The sequence below is a fragment of the Bradyrhizobium algeriense genome, from assembly GCF_036924595.1.
GTDB lineage: Bacteria > Pseudomonadota > Alphaproteobacteria > Rhizobiales > Xanthobacteraceae > Bradyrhizobium > Bradyrhizobium algeriense.
In genome coordinates this window covers 6,450,910-6,473,990 of record NZ_JAZHRV010000001.1, presented here as the reverse complement: position 1 = coordinate 6,473,990, position 23,081 = coordinate 6,450,910, and the positions used below count along the sequence as shown (strand labels likewise).

Sequence of the window (23,081 nt, the reverse complement as noted above, 5' to 3'; positions counted from 1 at the left end):
ATGCCATATTGTAAAACTCAACCAGGGAGTTTTGCCGTGACTGAAAAGACCACCGCCCCGGCTCCGCATGCCCCGTCATCGAAACGGCTGGAGCCGTTGCGCCAGGTCGATGCCGGTGTCCTCAGTATCGCTTATTACGAGGCGGGTCCCGCCGACGGATCGGCCGTGATGCTGATGCATGGCTTTCCCTACGACATTCACAGCTATGTCGATGTCGCGCCGCAACTGGCGGCCCAAGGCTGCCGCGTCATCGTTCCCTATTTGCGCGGCTACGGCCCGACCCGGTTTCGCGACGCGAGCACACCGCGCTCGGGCGAGCAGGCGGCGGTCGGCGTCGACATGATGGCGCTGATGGATGCGCTTGGCATCCGCGGCGCCGTGTTCGCGGGCTATGACTGGGGTGGGCGCGCGGCCTGCGTTGGCGCCGCGCTATGGCCGGAGCGCTGCATCGGCCTCGTCTGCGTCAATTCCTATCTGATCCAGGATATTGCGAAGGCCATGGCGCCGCTGCGGCCCGAGCGCGAGGTGGCGTACTGGTACCAGTATTACTTCCAGCTCGAGCGCGGCCGTGCGGGCCTTGCCGCAAACCGGCGCGAGATCGCCAGGATATTGTGGACGCAATGGTCGCCGAACTGGGATTTTGACGACGCCTGCTTCGAGCGGACGGCGATCGCCCACGACAACCCCGATTACGTCGATGTGGTGATCCACAGCTATCGCCACCGTTTTGGTCTGGCCGACGGCGATCCGCAATATGCTGAAATCCAGCACAGGCTGGAGGCACTGCCTCCCGTCACCGTGCCAACGATTACGCTGGATGGCGCAGGCGATGGCGTTGCGCCGGCAACCGATGGCACCGCCAGCGCGGCAAAGTTCACCGGTCGTCGCGTTCATCGCGTGGTGCCGCGCGCCGGGCACAATCTGCCGCAGGAAGCGCCCGAGGCGTTTGCAGCGGCGGTGTTGGAGCTGATCAAGACATAGGTCGAGTTTGCCGCATGGCAAGCCGTTGCGAAAACCGTCATCCTTCCTGCGCAAGTCCTCCGAGAAGGACAGAAATTTTACGGGGCGGAATTCCATGGCGAAGCATCACGTCTTGCTTGCGATCTGGCTGGTGACCTTTGCCTCGATCACATCGGCCTCGGCCGAGGAATTCCCCAGCCGTCCGATCACCTGGGTCGTGCCCTTCGCGCCGGGCGGCATCACCGACACGACTTCGCGCGTCGTCGCCGAGGAAATGTCGAAAACGCTCGGTCAATCGGTCCTGATCGACAATCGCGGAGGCGGTGGCGGCACGGTCGGCACCGAACAGGTGGCGCGCGCCAAGCCCGACGGCTACACGATGATCTACGGCACGCAGGGCACGATGGCGGCCAACGTCACGTTGCGCAAAAACCTGTCCTATGATCCGCTGACGAGTTTCCTGCCGGTGCATCTGGTCGGCGAAAGCCCGAACCTGTTCGTCGCCTTTGTGGATGCGCCCTATAATTCGGTGCCTGAGTTCATCGCCTACGCCAAACAGAATCCGGGCAAGGTGACGTTCTCCTCTTCCGGCGTCGGCACCGCGACGCATCTGGTCGCCGAATTGTTCAAGACCGTCACCGGCATCGAAATGCAGCATGTGCCGTACAGGGGCAGCGCGCCGGCACTGAACGACATGATCGCCGGCCGCGTCGATGTCATGTTCGATTACCCGGTTTCGGTCGGCCCGCATGTCGAGGCCGGCAAGCTGAAGGTGCTGGCCACGACCGCGCCGGAACGGCTACGCGCATTGCCTGATGTGCCGACCATGGCCGAACTCGGCATGAAGGAGATGACCACCCAGAGCTGGTCCTCGATCATGGTGCCGGCGGGAACGCCCGCACCGGTCGTCGACCGGCTGGCGGCGGCGCATGCGGCGCTGACGTCGGAACGCGTGCGCACGCATTTCGAAAAGGTCGGCACCCGCCCGATGCTGCTGCAGAAGGCCGAGATGACCCCGTTCATCGAAAAGGAGATCAAGCGCTGGGGCGAAGTGATCGAACGGGCGGGGCTGGAGAAGCAGTAGGACTAGCCCCGCCGCGGGCTGATCTTCCATGTTGCCGCGAGAATTGCCGCGGTCATTGCGCCGCTGATCACGGCAGCGATCGGGATCGTCACGGCGAGTGCTGCGGTCGCGGCCCAGCCGATCGAGCAGAAGGCCTCTGCGAATGTCGCAAGCCGCGATGAGGTCTGGCGGCGGCGAAACTGGCTGCGTCTGGCCTGCACGCGGAACCAGAGCTGGATCGCGGCCGCGGAGACGGTTGCGACGATGACACCGAGCGCGGTGACGATCGCCTGCGTCACGGAGGCAAACGCAAGTGCTGCGATCAGTGGCGTGAAGATGGCGCCGATTGAGATGAGCACCACCTCGACCTTGGCGCGGATCACGCGCGATGGCGGCAGCGGCGCGGTCGCGACCAGGTCGGCGGCGTCTTCGCCCGAGATCGTGAGCCAGGCGAGGCCGCCGGCAAGCTGGCCGGCCGCCATCACGATCACGGGCGTGATCAGAACGATCGCGGCCGAGCTTTCGGAAAAACTTCGCCACAGCAGCAAGGCCGGCGGCACCAGATAGAGCAGTTGCATCAGGCTTTGCGACAACAGCCACGGATCGCGCCGCAGCAGCAGGAACTCCTTGGTGCGCAGCGCCTGTTGCCGCGAACCGCCGCGGAATGCGGTCGAGCGCGGCCCGCGACGGACGGACCGGACAGTTGCGGCGACACTGACGACGGTATCGGCAAATCTCGGCGAGAAGACCGCCATCACAACGCCGAGCAGCAGGAGCCCGCCCGCCATCAGCCACGACAGCACCATGCCATCGCCGATCGCCGCGCGCGCCGGCCACCACAACGGGCTGTCGAGCGCAGGTGCGTAGGCTGAAGCGGCATCGGAGGTCAGCACCGTAAAGCGCGACAACGTACCGTATGAAAGGATGGCTGCGACCTGGAGCGCGATGACGAAGCCGGCGCCGATGATGGCGGCCACGACCTGCGCGACGAGGCGGGTGCGGCTTGGGCCGATCAACCTGAACAGCGCGACCGTGATCGCGATCGCAACGGCCGCGGCCGTAAGGCCGATGGCGATGACGACGCCGAGCGCGGAGAGCCATCGGATGCCGCCGCCGATCACGAGAACGTCGACAAAGGGCGTCGACAGCAACAGCGCCATCCCGATCACGGACAGCCCGATCGCCGCGATCCGCACCGAGAATACGTTGGCGAGATTCGCCGGCGACGACATGATGAGGTCGAGGTCGGCGCGGGCGTAGAACACCCGCGTCACCGATTCGATCGCCTGTGACAGCATCAGGGCCCAGGCGAGAAAGATGGTCGCCGTGATGACGATCAATTCCGGCTTGCCGAGCGGGGCTTGCAAATCGGCGAAGCGGCCGATCACCGCATAGGCCGGCAGGTGCATGACGGCGACGAATACGATCAGGGCGATGATCGCGCGCTTTCGCTTGCCACGTCTGCCGGCAATCATCGCCAGCCATTCGCGCCACGCCAGCCGGATCTCGTGCCGGGCAAACCAGGTGAGCGCCGCGGCCGAACTCATGCGGCGGCCGCCTCGGCGTCGACGAGGGCGATGAACATGTCTTCCAGGCTGGTGTCGTTGCGGCCGTTCTGCTGGCGCAGCTCAGTGAGCGTGCCCTCGGCCACCAGTTTGCCTGCGGTGATGACGCCGATGCGGTCGGCCATCCGCTCGGCGACTTCGAGAATATGCGTCGTCATGATCACGGTGCAGCCGGCACGGACGCGGTCCTGCAGCAATCCCTTGACGTGACGCGCCGACAGCGCGTCGAGCCCGGTCAACGGCTCGTCCAGGATGATCAGCCGGGGATCGTGAACCAGAGCACCGGCCAGCGCGACCTTCTGGCGCATGCCCTTGGAGAAGCCCTCGCAGCGTTCGTGCAGATGCGGTTCGAGGCCAAGCGACAGCAGAAGCTGCTGCGCCGCTGGCGCGGAAACCGTGGGATCGATGCCCCAGAGACCGGCAACGAATTCGAGGTACTCCAGCGGCGTCAGCTTGTCGTAGATCATCGGCTCGTCGGAGACCCATGCGATGATCTGCTTGGCGGCGACGGGATCGGCGAGTGCGTCGATGCCAAAAATGGAGACAGAGCCGGCGTCAGGCCGCAGCAGGCCCGCGACCATCCGCAAGGTCGTGGTCTTGCCGGCGCCGTTGGGGCCGAGCAGGGCGTAGAACTCGCCGGTCCGAATGGTGAGGTCGAGCGCGTCGACCGCCGGGCGGTCAAAACGCTTCGTTAACCCTCGCACTTCGAGCGCCGATAGATCTGACTGCATAGTGACGGGACGGTCCGGTTCGCATTGTCGTTGTCGAAACATGGACCGAAGAACTTTCGGCGCGGTGAATCTCGCGGCCCAAATCGTGCCGAACCCCGCAACTTCCCGGGCTGCGGCATTTCTGCGCAATTCTTAACAACACAGCAGCCAGCGCTTTGTTGACAGGGCTCGGCGCTTTGGGCTCAATGCAGCGGGACATATGCAGCTGTTCGGCATCGTGGATGCCGGGTAGCGTGTAGACACAAGATGCGGAAGAGGCGATCGACAGAATCGCCCGGCATCGGGGAGGGAATGATGCTGGACTTCGTTCAGCAGCTGGTGAGTGGCATCGCGCTCGGCTGCGTCTATGGCCTGATCGCGCTCGGCTTCGTGCTCGTTTACAAGGCAACCGAGGTCGTCAATTTCGCCCAGGGCGATTTGATGATGTTGGGCGGGTTCTTCGCCTTCACCTTCATCGGCATGCTCGGCCTCAACTACTGGCTCGGATTCGCCGGCGCGGTCATCGCCATGGCGGCGTTCGGCATGCTAGCCGAACGCGTCGTGGTGCGTCCGATCCTCGGCTATCCGCAGTTTTCCATCATCATGGCGACGATCGGGCTCGGATATTTCCTGCGGTCCGTGGTCGGCATGATCTGGGGCACCGACGATTTCAAGATCGACACGCCGTTCAGCGATGGCGTGTTGCGGATCGGCTCGCTGGTGCTGGCATACGACAAGCTCTCGGTGATCGCCGCAACCGTGATCCTTTGCGCGCTGCTGTATCTGTTCTTCAACCGCACCACGCTCGGCACCGCGATGCGTGCCAGCTCCGAGAACATGCTGGCCGCCTACTACATGGGCATTCCGGTCAAGCGCGTGGTGTCGATCGTGTGGGCGATCAGTGCTGCGGTCGCGACCGCTGCCGGCGTGCTGCTGGCGCCGATCACCTTCATTCACTCCAATGTCGGCCTCGTGCTGGGCCTGAAGGCGTTTCCCGCCGCCGTACTCGGCGGCTTCGGATCGATTCCCGGCGCCGTGGTGGGCGGCGTGCTGATCGGCGTGATCGAGAGCATGGCCGGCTTCTACCTGCCGCAGGGCTGGAAGGACGTCGCGCCCTACATCGTTCTGCTGGTGGTGCTGCTGCTCAAGCCCGAAGGCCTGTTCGGTATTCATACGCGGAAGAAGGTCTGATGCGGTTCCTCTTCAAGACGGATTACGAAGACGACATCAGGCTGTTTCCGCACAGCGGCTACGTCGTCTCCTACGGCATCCTGCTGGCGTTTCTTGTGATCGCGCCGTTCGTGCTGTCGAGCTATCTGGTCAGCCAGCTGGTGTTCGTCTGCATCTACGCCACGGTGGGCGTAGGCTTGATGATTCTCACCGGCTTCACAGGGCAGGCCTCGCTCGGCCACGCCGCCTTTCTGGCGATCGGCGCCTATACGGCGGCCTATCTGCAGCAATACAACGTTCCGTTCCCGGTCTACTTCCTGGCCGGCGGCCTGTTGACCGGCGTGGTCGGTGCGCTGGTCGGATTCCCGGCGCTGCGGCTGACGGGCATCTACCTCGTCATCGCGACGATTTCCTTTGCCTTCATCGTCGAGGAAGTGCTGGCGCGCTGGGAAAGCGTGACCCACGGCAATGAGGGCATGCGGGTCAAGACCTTGAGCCTGTTCGGGCAGGCGGTGCCGCAAAACGGCCCAACCTTCTACTTCCTTTGTCTCGGCGTGTTGATCCTGACCATCATCGGCACGCTCAATCTGCTGCGCTCGCCCACGGGGCGCGCCTTCGTCGCGATCCGCGACAGCGAAACGGCGGCGCGCAGCATGGGCGTCAATGTCTCGCTCTACAAGGTGAAGTCGTTTGCGATCAGCGCTGGTATCACCGGATTGGCCGGTGTGCTGTTCGCGCACAAGCTCTCCTTCATCTCGCCGGAAATGTTCACGCTGCAGCTCTCGATCGAGTTCATCATCGTGATCCTGATCGGCGGCACCTTCAGCCTGCACGGCGCGGTACTCGGCGCGATCTTCCTGGTCATGATCGATCCGTTTCTGACCTATCTGAAGGACGACCTGCCCGGCATCATCGCGGGAATCTTCGCAACGTTCGGCACGGACAGCGTGACCGCGGGTAAGATCCACAGCAACGTCGCCGCCATTGCCTCCGCCAACGGCCTCAAGGGCGCCATCTACGGGGTGATCATCGTGCTGTTCGTCCTGTTCGAGCCGCTCGGGCTGTACGGACGCTGGCTGAAGATAAAGCTCTTCTTCCAGCTATTCCCGCTCTACAAGCGCGCCACCTTCAAGCGTCAGAAAATCTACGTGAAATCGGAGCGGAACCGATGAGCTATTTCCGTGCCGAGAACCTGTCTTTGCATTTCGGCGGCCTGAAGGCGGTCGATTCCGTCAGCTTCGCGGTGGAGAAGGGCGAGATTCTCTCGATCATCGGCCCCAATGGCGCGGGCAAGAGTTCGATCTTCAACCTGATCTCGCGGATCTATCCGCCCACTTCGGGCAGGATCTTTTTCGAAGACCAGGACATCACCGAGCAGCCGGCCTACGAGATTGCCGGCCTCGGCATTGCCCGTACCTTCCAGAACATCGAGCTGTTCGAGAATGCGACCATGCTGAGCAATCTCCTGGTCGGCCGTCACCGGCACTCCACCACGCAGCTCTGGCAGGAATTGCTGTTCCTGCCGAGCGTGCGCGCCGGTGAAAAGGTCCATCGCCGCCGCGTCGAGCAGGTGATCGAATTCCTCGATCTCGAAGCCTATCGCGACAAGCTGATCTCGGGCTTGCCTTACGGCGTCCGCAAGGTGATCGAGCTCGCGCGTGCGCTGTGCTCGGAGCCGAAACTGATCCTGCTCGACGAGCCGTCGTCGGGGCTGAACGTCGAGGAGACCGACGACATGTCGTTCTGGATCCGCGACATGAAGACCGAGCTCGGCATCACTGTCTTGATGGTCGAACACGACATGACGCTGGTCAATCGCGTCTCCGACCGCGTGATTGCGCTCAACTACGGCCGCGTGCTCGCGATGGGCTCGCCGTCCGAGGTGCAGCGCCATCCCGACGTCGTCGCCGCCTATCTCGGCGCCTGAGGATGATGCCATGAGCGCTTCCGACATTATCCTCAAGCTCAGCAATATCGAGAGCTATTACGGGCCGATCATGGCGATCCGCGGCATCAGCCTGGAGGTGCCGCGCGGCCGGATCGTCACGTTGCTCGGCGCCAACGGCGCCGGCAAGACCACGGTGCTCAAGACCATCTCCGGGATTCTCGATCCCCAGAAAGGCTCGATCGAATTTTTGGGCAAGCCGATCCAGCGCATGGAAGCCGACAAGATCGTGCGGCTGGGCTTGAGCCACGTGCCGGAGGGGCGTGAAGTATTCCCGTTCCTATCGGTGCGGGAAAACCTGATGATGGGCGCCTATCCGCGCAAGGACCGCGACGGTGTCGCGGAGGATCTCGAGCGGGTCTACGGCTATTTCCCGCGGCTGAGGGAGCGCATTAACCAGCCGGCCGGACAGCTTTCCGGCGGCGAGCAGCAGATGCTGGCGATCGGGCGGGCGTTAATGAACCGTCCGACCCTGCTACTTCTGGATGAGCCGTCGCTCGGGCTGTCGCCGATCCTGGTGAAGGAGATATTTACCATCATCAAGCGCGTCAACGAGGAGCAGGGCATGTCCATCCTGCTGGTCGAGCAGAACGCCAAGGTGGCGCTGGAGACGGCGCATTATGGCTATGTGCTGGAAATCGGCAGGGTCGTGATGAACGACACCTGCGAGCGGCTGATGAATTCAAAGGACATCCAGGAATTCTATCTCGGCGCCAAGGAAGAAGGCGCCCGCGGCGAGCGACGCTGGAAAAAGAAGAAGACCTGGCGTTAGAAGACATGGCGTTAACCGTCGCAGTCAAAAGCATGGCGTTCAGAACGAGTTAGGGCTAGATTCAGGCCTGCTTCAAGAAAGCAAGACCGGTTGCCAAGACCGGCACCTGAGGCAGGCGACAGAGGGAGGAAGACGCATGGCCAGACCGGCAGTGCTGACGGTCGCCGACACGATCGCGAAGAGTTTTCTGAAGTCCGTGGAAACCCGCGGCGACCGGCCGGCGATCCGCGAAAAGAAATTCGGCATCTGGCAGCCGACCAGTTGGCGCGAGTGGCTCCAGATCTCCAAGGACATCGCGTTCGGCCTGCATGCGTCAGGCTTCCGGCCCGGCGACGTCGCGTCGATCATCGCCAACGCGGTGCCGGAATGGGTCTATGCCGACATGGGCATTCTCTGCGCCGGCGGCGTTTCTTCCGGAATCTATCCGACCGACTCCTCGTCGCAGGTCGAATATCTCATCAACGATTCCTCGACCAAGGTGATCTTCGCCGAGGACGAGGAGCAGCTCGACAAGATCCTGTCGTGCCGTTCGCGGTGTCCGACGCTGCAGAAGATCGTCGTGTTCGACATGGAGGGCCTGAGCGGCTTTACCGACCCGATGGTGCTGTCGCTGGCCGAGTTCACGGCGCTCGGGCGCAACCACGAGCAGGGTAATGAGGCGCTGTGGGATGAGATGATCGGAAGCCGCAGTGCAGGCGATCTTGCCGTTCTCGTCTACACGTCAGGCACCACCGGCCCGCCCAAGGGCGCCATGCATTCCAATCGGAGCGTGACGCACCAGATGCGCCACGCCAACGACCTGTTTCCGTCGACCGACAACGAGGAGCGGCTGGTGTTCCTGCCGCTCTGCCATGTCGCCGAGCGGGTCGGCGGCTATTACGTTTCGCTGGCGTTGGGATCGGTGATGAACTTCGCCGAAAGCCCGGAGACGGTGCCGGACAATCTGCGCGAGGTGCAGCCGACCGCGTTCCTCGCGGTGCCGCGGGTCTGGGAGAAGTTCTACTCCGGAATCACGATTGCGTTGAAAGACGCGACGAATTTCCAGAAGTGGATGTACCGCAACGCGCTCGCCATCGGCAACCGGATGACGGAGTACAGACTGCAGGGCGATACACCGCCATTGTCGCTGCGGCTCGCCAACAGCGCCGCTTACTATCTCGTGTTCCGCAACATTCGCCGCATGCTCGGGCTCGATCGTTGCCGGCTGGCGTTCACTGGTGCTGCGCCAATCGCGCCGGATCTGATCCGCTGGTATCTCGCGCTCGGCCTCGACATGCGCGAGGTCTACGGCCAGACCGAGAATTGCGGTGTCGCCACCGTGATGCCGCCCGATCGCATCAAGCTCGGCTCGGTCGGCAAGGCAGCACCCTGGGGCGAAGTCGCGATTTCGCCGCAGGGCGAGATTCTGATCCGCGGCGATTTCCTGTTCATGGGTTATCTGAACCAGCCGGAAAAGACCGCCGAGACCATCGACGCCAAGGGATGGCTGCACACCGGCGACGTCGGCTCGATCGACAATGAAGGCTTCGTCAGGATCACCGACCGGATGAAGGACATCATCATCACGTCGGGCGGCAAGAACATCACGCCGTCGGAAATCGAGAACCAGTTGAAGTTCTCGCCTTACGTCTCGGACGCCGTGGTGATCGGCGACAAGCGGCCGTACCTGACGTGCCTGGTCATGATCGACCAGGAGAATGTCGAGAAGTTCGCCCAGGACCACGACATTCCCTTCACCAACTACGCCAGTCTGTGCCGTGCGCCCGAAATCCAGGACCTGATCCAGCGCGAGATCGAGGCAGTCAACGTCAACTTCGCGCGCGTCGAGACCATCAAGAAGTTCTATCTGATCGAACGTCAGCTCACGCCTGAGGACGAGGAACTGACGCCGACCATGAAGCTGAAGCGCAGCTTTGTGAACAAGCGCTATGCCGCCGAAATCAACGCCATGTATGGCGAACGGGCGGTAGCGTAGCCAGACGGATACTTGAAGCGAAATTAACGAAGCGGCGAAGGAGAAGAAGGCCCCACCCTTCGCTCAACACGGGCCAACAAGGAGGATATTGCAATGTCGAAATCGTTTAGGGCGTTGGGCCTTGCGGTGAGCGCCCTTGCGCTGACCCAACTGCCGGCCGCAGCCCAGACCAAGATTACCGATCAAGGCATCTCGGCGAGCGAGATCGTCATCGGAACCCATCAGGATCTATCCGGCCCGATCAAGGTCTGGGGCGTTCCGGTTTCCAACGGCATGAAGATGGCAGCCGAGGAAATCAATGCCGCCGGCGGTATCCACGGCCGCAAGATCAAACTGATCATCGAGGATAGCGGCTACGATCCGAAGCGCGCCGTGCTGGCGTCGCAGAAGATGGTCGAGCGCGACAAGGTCTTCGCCATGGTCGGCCCGATGGGTTCGCCCACCGTGCTCGCATCGCAGGACATCCTGTTCGATGCCGGCGTGCTGCAGCTATTCCCGCTGACGGCGGCCGAATTCACCTTCAAGTTCGATCCGGCGAAGCCGCAGGAGCGGCTGAAGTTCAACAATTTGCTGCCCTACGTCGAGAGCACGCGCGCGGCGGTCAAATACATGATCGAGGGCAAGAACTTCAAGAAGCCCTGCATCATGTATCAGGACGACGAGTACGGAAAGAACGTGCTTGACGGCTTCACGCAGCAGGTCAAGGCGATGAAGCTGGAGCCGGCCTCGGTCACCAGCTACAAGCGCGGCGCTTCCGACTTCAGCGCGCAGGTCGCCAAGATGAAGTCCGACGGCTGCGATATGGTCGTGCTCGGTACGGTGATCCGCGAAACCATCGGCGCGATGGGCGAAGCCAAGAAGCTCGGCTGGGACGTCACCTTCCTCGGCGCCACGCCGACCAACGTGCTGGAAGTTCCGGCGCTCGGCAAGGAGGCGGTCGAAGGCCTCTATGCGGCTTCGGGCTTCGAAATTCCGTACGAAGACACGGCAAAGGGCAAGGTCAAGGACTGGCTCGCCAACTACAAGAAGATGTTTGGCTCGGACGCCAATACGCAGGCGATCATCGGCTACAACGCCATGACGACCTTTGCGTTCTACGCCGAGAAGGCAGGAAAGGACCTGACCGGCCAGAAGATGATGAACGCGCTGGAGTCAGGCGAGCAGTTCCGCGACATCTTCAACTCGCCGCCGACCAAGTTCTCCAAGACCGACCATCTCGCCAACACGATCACCCAGGTCCAGCAGATCAAGAACGGCCGCTGGGTGCTGGTGAAGGAAGGCCTGATGTTCTGAGGGGCGTCGCCTCTACCATCGGGACCTCAACGACAAAGGGCTGCGCGAGATGATCGCGCAGCTCTTTTTGTTTTTTGTGCCTTTCGCTCTGACGGCAAACGCCGTCATTGCGAGGAGCGAAGCGACGAAGCAATCCATTCTTTCCTGCCGCAAGATGGGTTGCTCCGCTTCGCTCGCAATGACGGTTGTTACTACTTCGGCTGGAACTCCGCCGAAACAACAAAGGGCTGCGCGATCGTCTCGTGCAGCCCTTCTGCTTCGCTATGTGCTCCGGGTTCGCGGCTAACACGCGCCCCGGGATGACTTCGTCACTTCGGCCGTATCGCGTCAGCTGTACCCTGGATGAAGGCCTGCAGTTTCGGGATATCCTCTTCCTTCAGCTTGCCGGTGAAGTCAGGCATGCCGCGGTCGCGGAACGGGCCCTTGAACACGATGTCCTTCAGGTTGGTGATGGTTTCGGGGGCGACATAGCCGAGGTTCCGGATGTTGCCGCCGTTGTCGACGCCGGGCACGCTGTGGCAGGCGGCGCAGGCGGCGACATAGATGGCGGTGCCTTCGGGGATATCCTTCGGATCATACTTCACGCCCTTCAACAGCCCCTCGGTCTGGTACTTCACAAAGGCCGGCAGCGGCGCCTTGCCGTCGATCGCGAAGGTATAGACCGTGCCGGGGCTCTGCAGTTCGGTGGCGCGAATCCACTGGCCGATCACGCCGCCCCAGCCGACCGCGATCGACACATATTGCTTGCCGTCAAGCATGTAGGTCGAGGCCGCCGCGACCACGCCGGTGCCGGTCGGGCTTTCCCAGAGCTTCTCGCCTGATGTGGCGTTGTAGGCGACGAAGCGGCCGTCGGCGATGCCCTGGAACACCAGGTTGCCCGCGGTGGTGAGGGTGCCGCCGTTCCACGGCGCCACGTGCTCGACGCGCCAGGCTTCCTTCTGCTTGACCGGATCCCAGGCCACCAAGCGCCCGAAGGCCGAGTTCTTGGGGGGTGTAGCGTTCAGCTGGAAGCCGATATTCCAGCCCGTTGCGCTGGCGAATTTGCCGGGCTCGACGGCATTGTGCTTGAAGGCCTTTTCCGGCGTGAGGTTGGTGGGGATGCCCTGTGCCGGAATATAGACAAGACCGGTCTGCGGATTGAACGACATCGGATGCCAGTTGTGGGCGCCGGCCGGGCCGGGAATGCTGTCATACGCTTCGTCGCTACGCGCCTCCTTTATCTCGATCGGCCGGCCGTTGGCGTCGTAGCCGGTCGCCCAATTCACATCGACGAAGTTCTTTGCCGAGATGAACTTGCCGTTGGTGCGGTCGATGACGAAGAAGAAGCCGTTCTTCGGTGCGTGCAGGATCACCTTGCGCGGCGCGCCGTCGATGTTGATGTCCGCCAGGATCATCGGCTGGGTAGCCGTGTAGTCCCAGTGGTCGCCGGGCGTTTCCTGATAGTGCCAGGCGTACTTTCCGGTATCGGCATTGAGCGCGACGATCGAGGACAGATAGAGGTTGTCGCCGCCGGAGGGGCTGCGGACTTTCTGATTCCACGGCGAACCGTTGCCGGTGCCGATATAGACGAGGTTCAGGTCGGGATCGAAGGTGATGGTGTCCCAGGCCGTGCCGCCGCCGCCATTGATCCAGTACTTGCCGGCGGGATCCCAGGTCTTCGCCGCGACCGCCATCGATTCGTCTTCGAACGGCTTTGACGGATCGCCGGGCACGGTGAACCAGCGCCATGCCTGGTTACCGGTCTCCGCGTCATAGGCGGTGACATAGCCGCGCGCGCCGAATTCGGCGCCGCCATTGCCGATCACCACCTTGCCGTTGAACACGCGCGGCGCGCCGGTGATGGTGTAGGAGTGCTCCTTGCTGGCGATGGTGTCCTTCTCCCAGACCACCTTGCCGGTGGCGGCGTCGAGCGCGAACAGCCTACCGTCATAGGCGCCGAAATAGATCTTGCCCTTCCAGAGTGCGACGCCGCGATTGACCACATCGCAGCAGCCCCTGTAGCCCTTCTCGCGGTCGACCTTCGGATCGAAGGTCCAGAGCCGCTTGCCGGTGCGGGCGTCGATGGCGTGCACCACGCTCCATGACGCGGTCTGATACATGATGCCGTCGACCACGACCGGCGTCGCCTCGACGCCGCGGGAAGATTCGAGCGGATAGCTCCACACCAAGCCGAGTTTCTTGACGTTGTCGGCATTGATCTGGTTGAGCTTGGAAAAGCGCGTCTCGGCATAGTCGAGGCCGATGGTCGGCCAGTCCTGCGACGTCGCGGTATTGGCCTTGATCAATGCGCCATCCACCGCAGACGTGACGGCCTTGATGTGCTCGGGCGATCCCTTGGCGGGTGTCTGCGCCAGCGCGGCGCTGCAGGATAGCGTCAGGCCCAGCCCGACCGCGATCGCGGCCTGTGCAAGGCGCGCCGGTCGACGGGAAGTAGCGGCAATTTCAGGTAACGAACGGCAAGCAGAATTAACGCGCGGCAAACGTGTCATCTCATTCCCCTCCCAGTGATCTCTAGCGGATCTGCCGGAATGCTATGCCGGTGAGAAGGATCGCGTCAATCAATGCGGGGCGTGAAATGAAAAAGAGAAAATTCGTCTTGGCATGTTTCACTGAAACGAATGCAATCGGGCATACCGGCTGCAGCGTACCATCGGCCGTGAGGCAGGGAAGATCAGGCAAGGAAAGCAGATTGTTGTCGACTGTCGCCGTGCAATATTTGCGCGCCGTCGGTCGGCGCGATCGCGTGATCAGTCTGCGGAGGCAGCCTGATAGCTTACGACGAGCGGAGCCACAGGGTTGTTGCCCACAGCTGCGAGCAGGGGAGAATCGGCTAATCGCATCACGCCGTGTTCGCCGATTGCAAATGTCGGCCGGTAGTTTCTGACATGCGAATCCTCGATCATCGCCATGCGGCGGTTGTCGAGCATCAGCCATCGCCCGTCCAGCCGCGCGGCGGCCACCGCATGGTCCTCGCCATGAATGGTGTCGTGCAGGACCACGATCCTGAGATCGTCGGGCGCGACGCCGGCGCGGCGCAGGGCGACGAATTTCGCAATCGCATAATCCTCGCAATCGCCACCGCCGCGCGCGAGCGTTGCGAGCGGCGACGTCCAGACGTCGATCTGGCCGTGTTGGGCGAGGTCGCTCATCGGCCGGATGACGAGATTGATGGCGCGGTTGATTTCGCCGAGTCGGGCGCGGCCTTCGCGCAACTGCGCGGCGTCGACGATGTCGAGGAATTTCAGGGCGGCTGGCGACACGCAGCCGTCGCGGTCGCCCTCGCAGAGCGCAAGCTGCACCATTTCGTCGTCGAGCCGGCGTTGCACGCCGAGCCATTTGTCGCGCAGTCCGCCGCTCGGGAGGAGAGATGCCGCAAGCCCGAACGGCTCGGCCGATCGCTGGATCAATTCCGCCGGCGCGGACGGCTCCGCTGCCGCGGCCCGCAGGTCGACTGGTCCGAACCAGGCCAGGCCGCACGCGACGATGCCCGCACGCCATGCGCGCGAGGTGACTGACAACCCCATCTAACGCCCCTTGTCCGGGCATCGGCGGGCGTATTCTGCCTGCGCGTGACCGGATCATTTTGCAGGGGCAGGATGGGGCGGGGGTGCTTTTAATCCGCTTAAAACGGGGGGAGGCTGGCCGCGAACTGCGAAACAGCCCAAAATAACCGCCGCCGATTTGGCGAGAATTTAATCGATCGGCTTAAGCAAGCCGCGCGCGGGGCTGTTGGAGACAGCCTTTAACTGCGCTTTATGGTTGATTTTCCGTTAATGTGACTTTTTTGTTGAAAATTGTCTGATTTGTTAGCTGGTTCACAGTTTGAACTTTAAAAATCGCATCATAGTTCCCCGTGGAACCATGGGGAAACAGTGCCAGGTATATTTTTCAAATTTATACTTCGAATACTTGAAGTAATGTTGTTGAGGCCGGAGAATTCCGCCCGTATTGTTGCCGGGACAACCAGCGATACCTGCGATCTCCCGGGGGAATTCCACGAAGACCGACCCGCCAGGGCGTCGCTTTCCGCGATATTAACAAGCATTGGGTGGTTCCGTGCGGGACCTTCCAATGATATGCAAGCTTAGATATTTCAATATTGTATAAATATTAACCTTAGCGGCAACGGTGCCATTTTGAGCTTGGCCGGTAAATTTACCGATGTGGTGTCGGACGCCCATGGTTCGCACCCCCATGGTTCCGTCCGCGTCGACAGCGTTTCGACGCATGCGCCGGTCGATGCCGTTATCGTTCCTGATGCCCACCTGCTGTTCACCGGCGATTTCAAGCGCTCGGGCGTCGACCTGGTCCTCACCAGCGGCGACCGCGAACTCGTCCTGCCCGATTACTTCAGGGGCGAGAAACGCGCCGCGCTGGCCTCGCCCGATGGCGCCCACCTCACCGGTGACATCGTCAACGCGCTAGCCGGGCACATCCAGCTCGCGCAGGCCGACGGCAGCGCCAGCGTTGCTCCCGCTCTCATCGGCCATGTCACCAAGCTGACGGGCAGCGCAACCGCGATCCGCAACGGCGTGTCGATCATCCTGAACCAGGGCGACACCGTCCACAAAGGCGACGTCGTCCAGTCCGGCTCCGATTCGACGCTCGGCATTACCTTCATCGACGGCACCGTGTTCGGCCTCGCGTCGAACGCCAAGATGGTGCTGAACGAAATGATCTACGACCCCAACGGGTCGGACAACAAATCGCTGCTCAGCCTGGTGCAGGGCACCATCTCGTTCGTCGCCGGCGCCACCGCCAAGAAAGGCGACATGAAGGTCGACACGCCGGTCGCGACCATGGGCATCCGCGGCACCGCGGTGCTGGTCGAGATCGATTTCGAGGTGCCGTCGCAAGGTGGTGCGCCGCCGGCGAAATTCCAGGTGCTGGTCGAACCCGACGGCACCACCGGCTCCTACATCCTGTTCGACAAGACCACGCTGACGCCGATCGCAACCGTCAACCGGGCCGGCACGCAGACGATCATCAACGGCCAGGGCTCGGTCACCTTTCAGTCGTCCGTGCAACTGTCGCCCGACGCGCAGAAGGTCATCAGCGACGTGTTTTCGTTGAAGTTCACCGACCTGAACAACCCGAACACCAAGCTGACGACCAACTTTACCGACTCGATCGTTCCGCAAACGTCGTTCCTCAAGCTGGCCAGCAACGACTTCGTGCCGGTGACGCTTCAGTTCGTCAATGTCCCGGACAAGCCTGCTCCATCGCCCGGCACAGGTCCCAGCCCCCATCTCGATCACATTCCCGGGCCGCCGGCGGCCGCCGCGCACGGCGGTTCGTTTACCGAGCGCGTCGACATCACCGCCAGCGCTGCCGTGGACAGCGTGTCCGGCATAGTCAGCTATGCCGACATCAACCCCAACGACGTTCCGAGCGTCCAGGCCGCGTTTTCCTCCTTCACTTACGCGAACGCGCAGAAGGCCGACGTCACCGCGACGCTGACGGCGGAGCAGCTGGCTGCGATCAAGGCGGTCGAAGTGCCGCTCTCCGTGGTCCAGGACCCCAACGGCAAGAACACCGGTCAGGCTACCTGGACCTACAACATTGCCGATGGCGCCTTCGACTTCCTCGCCTCCGGCGAGACGCTGACGCTGACCTATATGGCGCGGGTCGACAACAACTACGCGCCGAGCAACGAGACGACGTTCGTGCCGTTTACGGTCGTTATCACCGGCACCAACGACAAGCCGACGCTCTCCGCGACCGGCGGCACGATCACGGAGCGGATCGGCACCGGCAATACGGCGGTCGATACCGTGACCGGCACCGTCACCTTCGCCGATGCCGACCTGACCGACCGGCCCGTCGTCAGCGCCGCGATCTCCGCGACCGATCCGTTCCGCTATTACGATGCAGAGGGTAACGACGTCACCGCGACGCTGACGCCGGCGCAACTGGCGGCGATCCTGGCCGTCGAGGTGCCGCTCTCCGTGGTGCAGGCGGCCGGAAACACCCACAACGGTTCGGCGAGCTGGACCTACAGCATCGAGGACAGCAAGTTCGACTTCATCGCCAAGGGCGAAAGGCTGACGCTCAACTACGTCGCCCAGGTCGATGATGGCCATGGCGGCGTCATCTCCACGCCGATTACGGTCTCGATCCACGGCGCCGACGTCGTCGTCACCGGCACCAACGACCTGCCGACCATCGCCACGACGAGCGCCGCCTTTGCCGAGTTTTCGAGCGCCAGTCAGCCGAACCCGACCGGCTCCAATGCGCTCCATGTCGCAGCCGGCACCATCAGCTTCACCGACGTCGACCTGACCGACCGGCCGGTGGCGAGCACGGCCTTCACTGCGTTCACCTACCTGAACGCATCCAGCATCGACGTAACCTCGCAGCTCACGGCCAAGCAACTCGCGGCGATCGCAGCGGTGGATGAGCCGCTGACGGTGGTGCAGAATTCTGGCAATACCAATAATGGCTCGGCGAGCTGGAGTTATAGCGTCGCCGACAGTGCATTCGATTTCCTTGCCGACGGCGAAATCCTCAACCTGACCTACACGGCAACCGTGAATGACGGGCATGGCGGCGTGGTGACCAAGCCGATCACTATCACCGTCACCGGCAGCAACGATACGGCTCAAATCATCAGCGATCTGCAGGCCGCGACCATTTCGGAAGTCGCCGACACTCACGGTTCGACGACGCCGGATACCGCAAGCGGCATGATCAAGTTCATCGACGCCGATCTGACCGACACGCATGCGGTCAAGATCGCGAGCGTCCACGCCTCCGGCGTCACGACAGGCCTCGCCAACGGCACGGTCCAACTTAGCTGGCTGTCGCTGGGCCCGCTGGCCGATTCCACCGATGGGAAGACCGGCTCGAAGTCCTGGTCGTTCTCGGCACCGGATAGCTATTTCGACTACCTTGCTGATGGCGAGACGGTCACGCTGACCTACACCGTCGAGGTCGACGATCACCATGGTGGCGTCACGTCGCAGGATGTTATCGTCACCGTCAATGGCAGCAACGACGCGCCTGAAATCGCCGATATCGCGAAGCAGGGCATCTCCGAGCAAACCGATACCGCGCCGCTGACAACGACGATATCAGTCACTTTCACCGATCGCGACCTGTCTGATGTCGGCCACACCGCTGCCATCACCGGCGCCGCGGCGTCCGGCACCACCACGGGTCTTGCGCTCGACGAGGCGGCGCTGGTCGCCCTGGTGACGCGGGGTACCGTGACCAAGGCCGCCGGCTCGTCGTCCGGCTCTGTCGATCTGTCGTTCTCGGCGGCCTCGACCGCGTTCGATTATCTGGCCGAGACCGAGTCCGTTACGCTGACCTATACGGTCGCGATCAACGATGGCGATAGCGGGATCACGTCACAGACTTTCACGATCACCGTCACCGGCACCAACGACGCGCCGGTCCTGACCGCGTCGGCGCCGTCGCTGATCACGATTACCGAAGACCAGACCGCGAATGCCGGCCAGACGGTCGCCTCGTTCCTCGGAGCCAGCATTGCCGACGTCGATCACGGCGCGCTGCAAGGCATCGCTATCACCGCTACGACCAGCGCGCATGGCCACTGGGAATATTCCACCGACGGCAGCACGTTCGTCGCTTTCCCGGCGGTGTCGGGCGGCTCCGCGTTGCTGCTGGCGGCGACCGACAAGGTCAGGTTCGTTCCCGACGGCGAAGATGGCGGGACGGACACGTTCACGTATGTGGCGTGGGATCAAACGACTGGCATCCACGGCACCATGGCGGACGTCTCGGCAGCGGGCGGCTCCACCGCTTTCTCCGTGACGTCGGATACCGCAACGCTGACGGTGACGGCGGTCAACGACGCGCCGACCGCGGCCGCGCCTGCAACGCATTACGTTGCGACTGAACAAGCGCCGCTGGTCATCAGCGGCACCGGCTTGCATGTCGCTGATATCGATGGCAATGGCGGCACCGAAACGGTGACCCTCTCCGTCGGCCAAGGCATCCTGGACGTCGCCCTGGGTGGAAACGACGTTTCGGTCACCGGCAACGGTACGTCCTCCGTGACGATCACCGGACTGGTCGACTACATCGAAGCGCTGCTCTCCGGAGACAATTCCGGCACGATAAGCTACACCGCGAATTCGGACAATCCGAGCGCATCGACCGGCCTGACGCTGTCCGTCAACGACGCTGGCAACAGCGGATCGAACGGCAGCCAGACCGCAACCGCCACCGCGACCATCGATATCACGCCGATCAACGACGCGCCGGTCGCAACCGACGATGTCGCATCGATTACCGGCAACACGGGAAGTATCACCGGTCACCTGCTCGCCAACGACACTGACGCCGAACACGACACGCTTTCCGTGTTGAACGTCGTCAACGGCGTCGCGGCGTCTGGCCACATTACGGTTGATGGCACCTACGGCCGGGTTGTCATTGACCAGGCGACCGGCGACTACACCTACACGCTCGGCGCTACCTCCGCACAGGCAGCGGCGGTCGCCGCGCTGGACCATGGCGTTACCGTGCAAGACGATTTCACCTACACCGCTTCCGACGGGGCGCTCGGAAGCGATGGGCATCTCAAGGTGAACGTCACCGGCGTCGACGGGGCGCTGGTCCTGAGCGCTGAAAGCATCAGGGTTGAAGCGAACGACGACGCCGCAGTTACCACCACCGTTTTTGACATCAACTTGTCTAACGACGACCAGGCTTCCGACGTTACGATCACGACGAGCGCTGTGTACGGCACGCTTTCCCCGGTGAGCGCGGGCAACGTTTCGGAAATCAATGCCCAGTTTGCCAACGGCATCATTTACACACCGACGGACTACAACGGCGATACCGAGGTGAGCGACATCGTCACGGTGATTGCGACAGACGCCAATGGCCACAGCGACACCCTTAATTTCGTGTTCCAGCAATCCGGATCGAATGGCGCCGCGCTCGAAGGCACGGACGAAAAGGACGTCATTTTCGCAACCGGAGGCAACGACACGCTGACCGGCAACGCGAAGGCCGACCAGTTCGTGTTTGCGCCGGCATCCCAATACGACGACCCGAGCGCCGATGAGATCACTGACTTCACGCAGGGCGAGGACCATATCGATCTCCGTGCGTTCTCCGAGGTAGATTCGTCAACTATCGAGACGTGGCTTAGCGCCCATGCGACGGCGAGCCCGACAGATGCCGCGGACACGCGGATCACGCTCGATCACGGCGACATCATCACCCTCAAGGGGGTCGCGGTCAGCAGCCTGCATGCGAGCGACTTTATCGTCTCGCCGCATCACTAGTATGGCCCTTCGCAATTCCCGCCAGCATCCTTGATGCCGGTGCTATCTTCCGGCTTGTCTGGCGCCGTCAGTTAGCGAACAATCGAAGCCATGAAGCTCCGGGCTCTACCGAGGTGGTTCAAGCGGCGCATCGGCTATGCCCGGCTGCTGTGCCTTGCGCTGCTGATCGGGTTTGCCGCGCTGCGCCTTGCTGACCCGGCGCCGGTCGAGGAAGTTCGGGTCAGGACCTTCGATTTCTTCCAGCGGCTCGATCCCCGCAAGAAGACGGCGAGGCCGGTCACCATCGTCGATATCGACGACAAGAGCCTGGAAAAGATCGGCCAGTGGCCATGGCCGCGGACGCGGATCGCCGATCTCATTACCGAGCTGACCAGGCTGGGCGCCCTCGTGATCGCGTTCGACGCGGTGTTTCCGGAGCCGGACCGGCTCAATCCCTCCGATGCGGCCGATACGTTCCGCAACCTCGATGAGGACACCCGCGCCAAATTGCGGGCGCTGCCGAGCAACGACGAGGTCTTCGCCGAAGCCATCCGCAAGTCGCGCGTGGTGCTTGGTGAATCGGGGGCCGCGGAAGAACTGGCCGCGCTCGACAAGACGCTTCCGGTGACGGGCCTGGCGATGCTGGGTGAGGAGCCGCAACGCTTCATGTTCCAGTTCCCGGGCCTGCTGCGCAACACCAAGGTGCTGGAACATGCCGCTGCCGGGCGCGGCCTCTTCACGATCAAGCCCGAGCGCGACGGCATCGTGCGGCGCGTGCCGATGATCATGCTGGCGCAGGGCCAGACCATGCCCTCGCTGAGTTTCGAGATACTTCGGGTTGCCGCCGGCTCGGGTACGATCCTGATCAAGTCCGAGAAGGCCGGCATCAAGAGCCTCGGCATCAAGGGCTTTCAGCTTCCGACCGATGGCAGTGGCCAGCTTTGGGTTCACTACGCCCGCCAAGATCCTTCGCTCTACGTTCCGGTAATCAACGTGCTGCAAAAGACCGTTGCGCCCGAAATGATCGCGGGCAAGCTGGTCCTGATCGGCACCTCGGCCGTCGGTCTCAACGACATCAAGACCACGCCGGTTTCGGAGAACATGCCGGGCGTGGAAATCCACGCCCAGATTCTGGAAAGCGCGTTGACCGGGGCGGTGATCTCCCAGCCGATCTACGGCATTGCGGTCGAATTCGCGACCGCGCTGCTGTTTGGGCTTCTGGTGATCGCGTTCGCGCCGTTGTTCGGTCCGATCACGCTGGTCGCGCTTGGCGGGGCGTTTGCGACCGCCCTGATCGGAACGTCGGCATTTTTCTACATACAGCACAGGCTCCTGATCGACTTCACCTACCCCTTGATGTCGACCACGGCGATCTACCTCACCCTGATCTTTTCGAGCTTCGTGCGCGAGCAGCAACAGCGCAAGCAGATCCGTGGGGCCTTCGCGCAATACATGTCGCCGGTGCTGGTGGAACAGCTCGCGCAGTCGCCGGAAAAGCTGGTGCTTGGCGGCGAGGAGCGCGAGATGACCATCATGTTCTCCGACATGCGCGGCTTCACCTCGATCTCGGAGACCTACAAGAACGATCCGCAAGGCCTCACCGCGCTGATGAATCGCTTCCTGACACCGCTCACCAACGCGATTCTCGCGCGCAAGGGTTTTATCGACAAATACATGGGCGACGCCATCATGGCGTTCTGGAACGCGCCGCTCGACGACAAGGATCATGAGCTCAACGCCTGCGAGGCCGCGCTCGACATGCTGGAGCATGTCGACGAACTCAATCAGGCGCGCGAGCAGGAGGCAAAGGACGAAGGGCGTCCGTTCATTCCGCTCAATGTCGGCGTCGGTCTCAATACCGGCATCTGCGTGGTCGGCAATATGGGATCCGATCTCAAGTTCAATTATTCGGTGTTCGGCGATAGCGTTAATCTGGCCTCGCGCCTTGAGGGGCAGTCGAAGGAATATGGCTTCCCGATCATCGTCGGCTCCAGGACCGCGCTGGCGGTCAAGGACAAGTTCGCGATCCTCGAACTCGACTTCATCATGGTGAAGGGCAAGAAGGAGCCGGAGGTGATCTACGCCATCGCCGGCCGTGAGGACATCGCGCAGTCCGGCCGCTTCCAGCGCCTGCGCAACCTGACCATCGAGATGCTCTCCTGCTATCGCACACGCGACTGGGATGGCGCGCTGGCGGCGATCGCGCGCGGCCGCAAGACCGACGAGGCGCGCTCGCTGGAGCTGCTGTACAACTTGTACGAAGCCCGCATCCGCGGCTATCTCGAAAATCCGCCGCCGGAAGACTGGAACGGCGCCTTCGCGCTGCTGACGAAGTGACAGAACCGTAGGGTGGGCAAAGCGAAGCGTGCCCACCATTCACGACAAT

The 23,081-nt window shown here is 62.6% G+C and carries 14 protein-coding genes; 10 read left to right on the top strand and 4 right to left on the bottom strand.

The genetic code is table 11. From position 1 onward, the window contains the following. Positions 1–96 precede the first annotated feature (96 nt). Together V1286_RS31165 and V1286_RS31160 are read left to right on the top strand one after the other, a co-directional pair. Positions 97–981: an alpha/beta fold hydrolase gene (locus tag V1286_RS31165; RefSeq protein ID WP_417021293.1), complete on the top strand. Its 885-nt coding sequence runs from the start codon at positions 97–99 to the stop codon at positions 979–981. A 94-nt stretch (positions 982–1,075) separates the two neighbouring features. Next, positions 1,076–2,044: a Bug family tripartite tricarboxylate transporter substrate binding protein gene (locus V1286_RS31160; RefSeq protein ID WP_334486219.1), complete on the top strand. Its 969-nt coding sequence runs from the start codon at positions 1,076–1,078 to the stop codon at positions 2,042–2,044. Positions 2,045–2,046: 2 nt separating this feature from the next. Here V1286_RS31160 and V1286_RS31155 read toward each other — a convergent pair whose 3' ends face one another. Beyond that, positions 2,047–3,570 (bottom strand): permease, encoded by a 1,524-nt coding sequence (locus V1286_RS31155; protein WP_334486216.1) that lies wholly within the window; start codon positions 3,568–3,570, stop codon positions 2,047–2,049. Next, positions 3,567–4,319, bottom strand: coding sequence for an ABC transporter ATP-binding protein (locus V1286_RS31150; protein WP_334486212.1), 753 nt, complete (start codon positions 4,317–4,319; stop codon positions 3,567–3,569). Before V1286_RS31150 ends, V1286_RS31155 begins: the two co-directional genes overlap by 4 nt. A 294-nt stretch (positions 4,320–4,613) precedes the next feature. Between V1286_RS31150 and V1286_RS31145 the strand changes: the two genes are divergently transcribed. The 6 genes from V1286_RS31145 (at position 4,614) to V1286_RS31120 (ending at position 11,453) form a co-directional block, all read left to right on the top strand. Then, a complete protein-coding gene (locus V1286_RS31145; protein WP_108512250.1) occupies positions 4,614–5,489 on the top strand; it encodes a branched-chain amino acid ABC transporter permease in 876 nt (291 codons plus the stop codon). Beyond that, positions 5,489–6,640 carry a branched-chain amino acid ABC transporter permease gene (locus tag V1286_RS31140; protein ID WP_334486209.1) on the top strand — a complete coding sequence of 384 codons (1,152 nt, stop codon included), beginning with the start codon at positions 5,489–5,491 and terminating at the stop codon, positions 6,638–6,640. The genes V1286_RS31145 and V1286_RS31140 overlap by 1 nt, the downstream gene beginning before the upstream one ends. Then, positions 6,637–7,395: an ABC transporter ATP-binding protein gene (locus V1286_RS31135; RefSeq protein ID WP_108512248.1), complete on the top strand. Its 759-nt coding sequence runs from the start codon at positions 6,637–6,639 to the stop codon at positions 7,393–7,395. The genes V1286_RS31140 and V1286_RS31135 overlap by 4 nt, the downstream gene beginning before the upstream one ends. Before the next feature lie 10 nt (positions 7,396–7,405). Next, entirely contained in the window at positions 7,406–8,185 is a 780-nt protein-coding gene (locus V1286_RS31130) for an ABC transporter ATP-binding protein (RefSeq protein WP_108512778.1), read from the top strand. Positions 8,186–8,321: 136 nt separating this feature from the next. Next, entirely contained in the window at positions 8,322–10,160 is a 1,839-nt protein-coding gene (locus tag V1286_RS31125) for an AMP-dependent synthetase/ligase (protein ID WP_334486204.1), read from the top strand. A 93-nt stretch (positions 10,161–10,253) separates the two neighbouring features. Next, a complete protein-coding gene (locus V1286_RS31120; protein WP_334486201.1) occupies positions 10,254–11,453 on the top strand; it encodes an ABC transporter substrate-binding protein in 1,200 nt (399 codons plus the stop codon). Between the two features lie 308 nt (positions 11,454–11,761). Here the strand turns inward: V1286_RS31120 and V1286_RS31115 are convergent, their stop codons facing one another. Beyond that, positions 11,762–13,942 (bottom strand): PQQ-dependent dehydrogenase, methanol/ethanol family, encoded by a 2,181-nt coding sequence (locus tag V1286_RS31115; RefSeq protein WP_334486198.1) that lies wholly within the window; start codon positions 13,940–13,942, stop codon positions 11,762–11,764. A 258-nt stretch (positions 13,943–14,200) separates the two neighbouring features. Further along, entirely contained in the window at positions 14,201–14,977 is a 777-nt protein-coding gene (locus V1286_RS31110; protein WP_334486195.1) for a transglutaminase-like cysteine peptidase, read from the bottom strand. A gap of 618 nt (positions 14,978–15,595) precedes the next feature. On the opposite strand from V1286_RS31110, the gene V1286_RS31105 reads away from it, so the two are divergent. Further along, positions 15,596–20,716 carry a VCBS domain-containing protein gene (locus tag V1286_RS31105; RefSeq protein ID WP_334486193.1) on the top strand — a complete coding sequence of 1,707 codons (5,121 nt, stop codon included), beginning with the start codon at positions 15,596–15,598 and terminating at the stop codon, positions 20,714–20,716. A gap of 90 nt (positions 20,717–20,806) precedes the next feature. Beyond that, positions 20,807–23,032, top strand: a complete 2,226-nt coding sequence (locus V1286_RS31100; RefSeq protein ID WP_334486191.1) for a CHASE2 domain-containing protein — start codon at positions 20,807–20,809, stop codon at positions 23,030–23,032. The last annotated feature ends 49 nt before the right edge of the window (positions 23,033–23,081 follow it).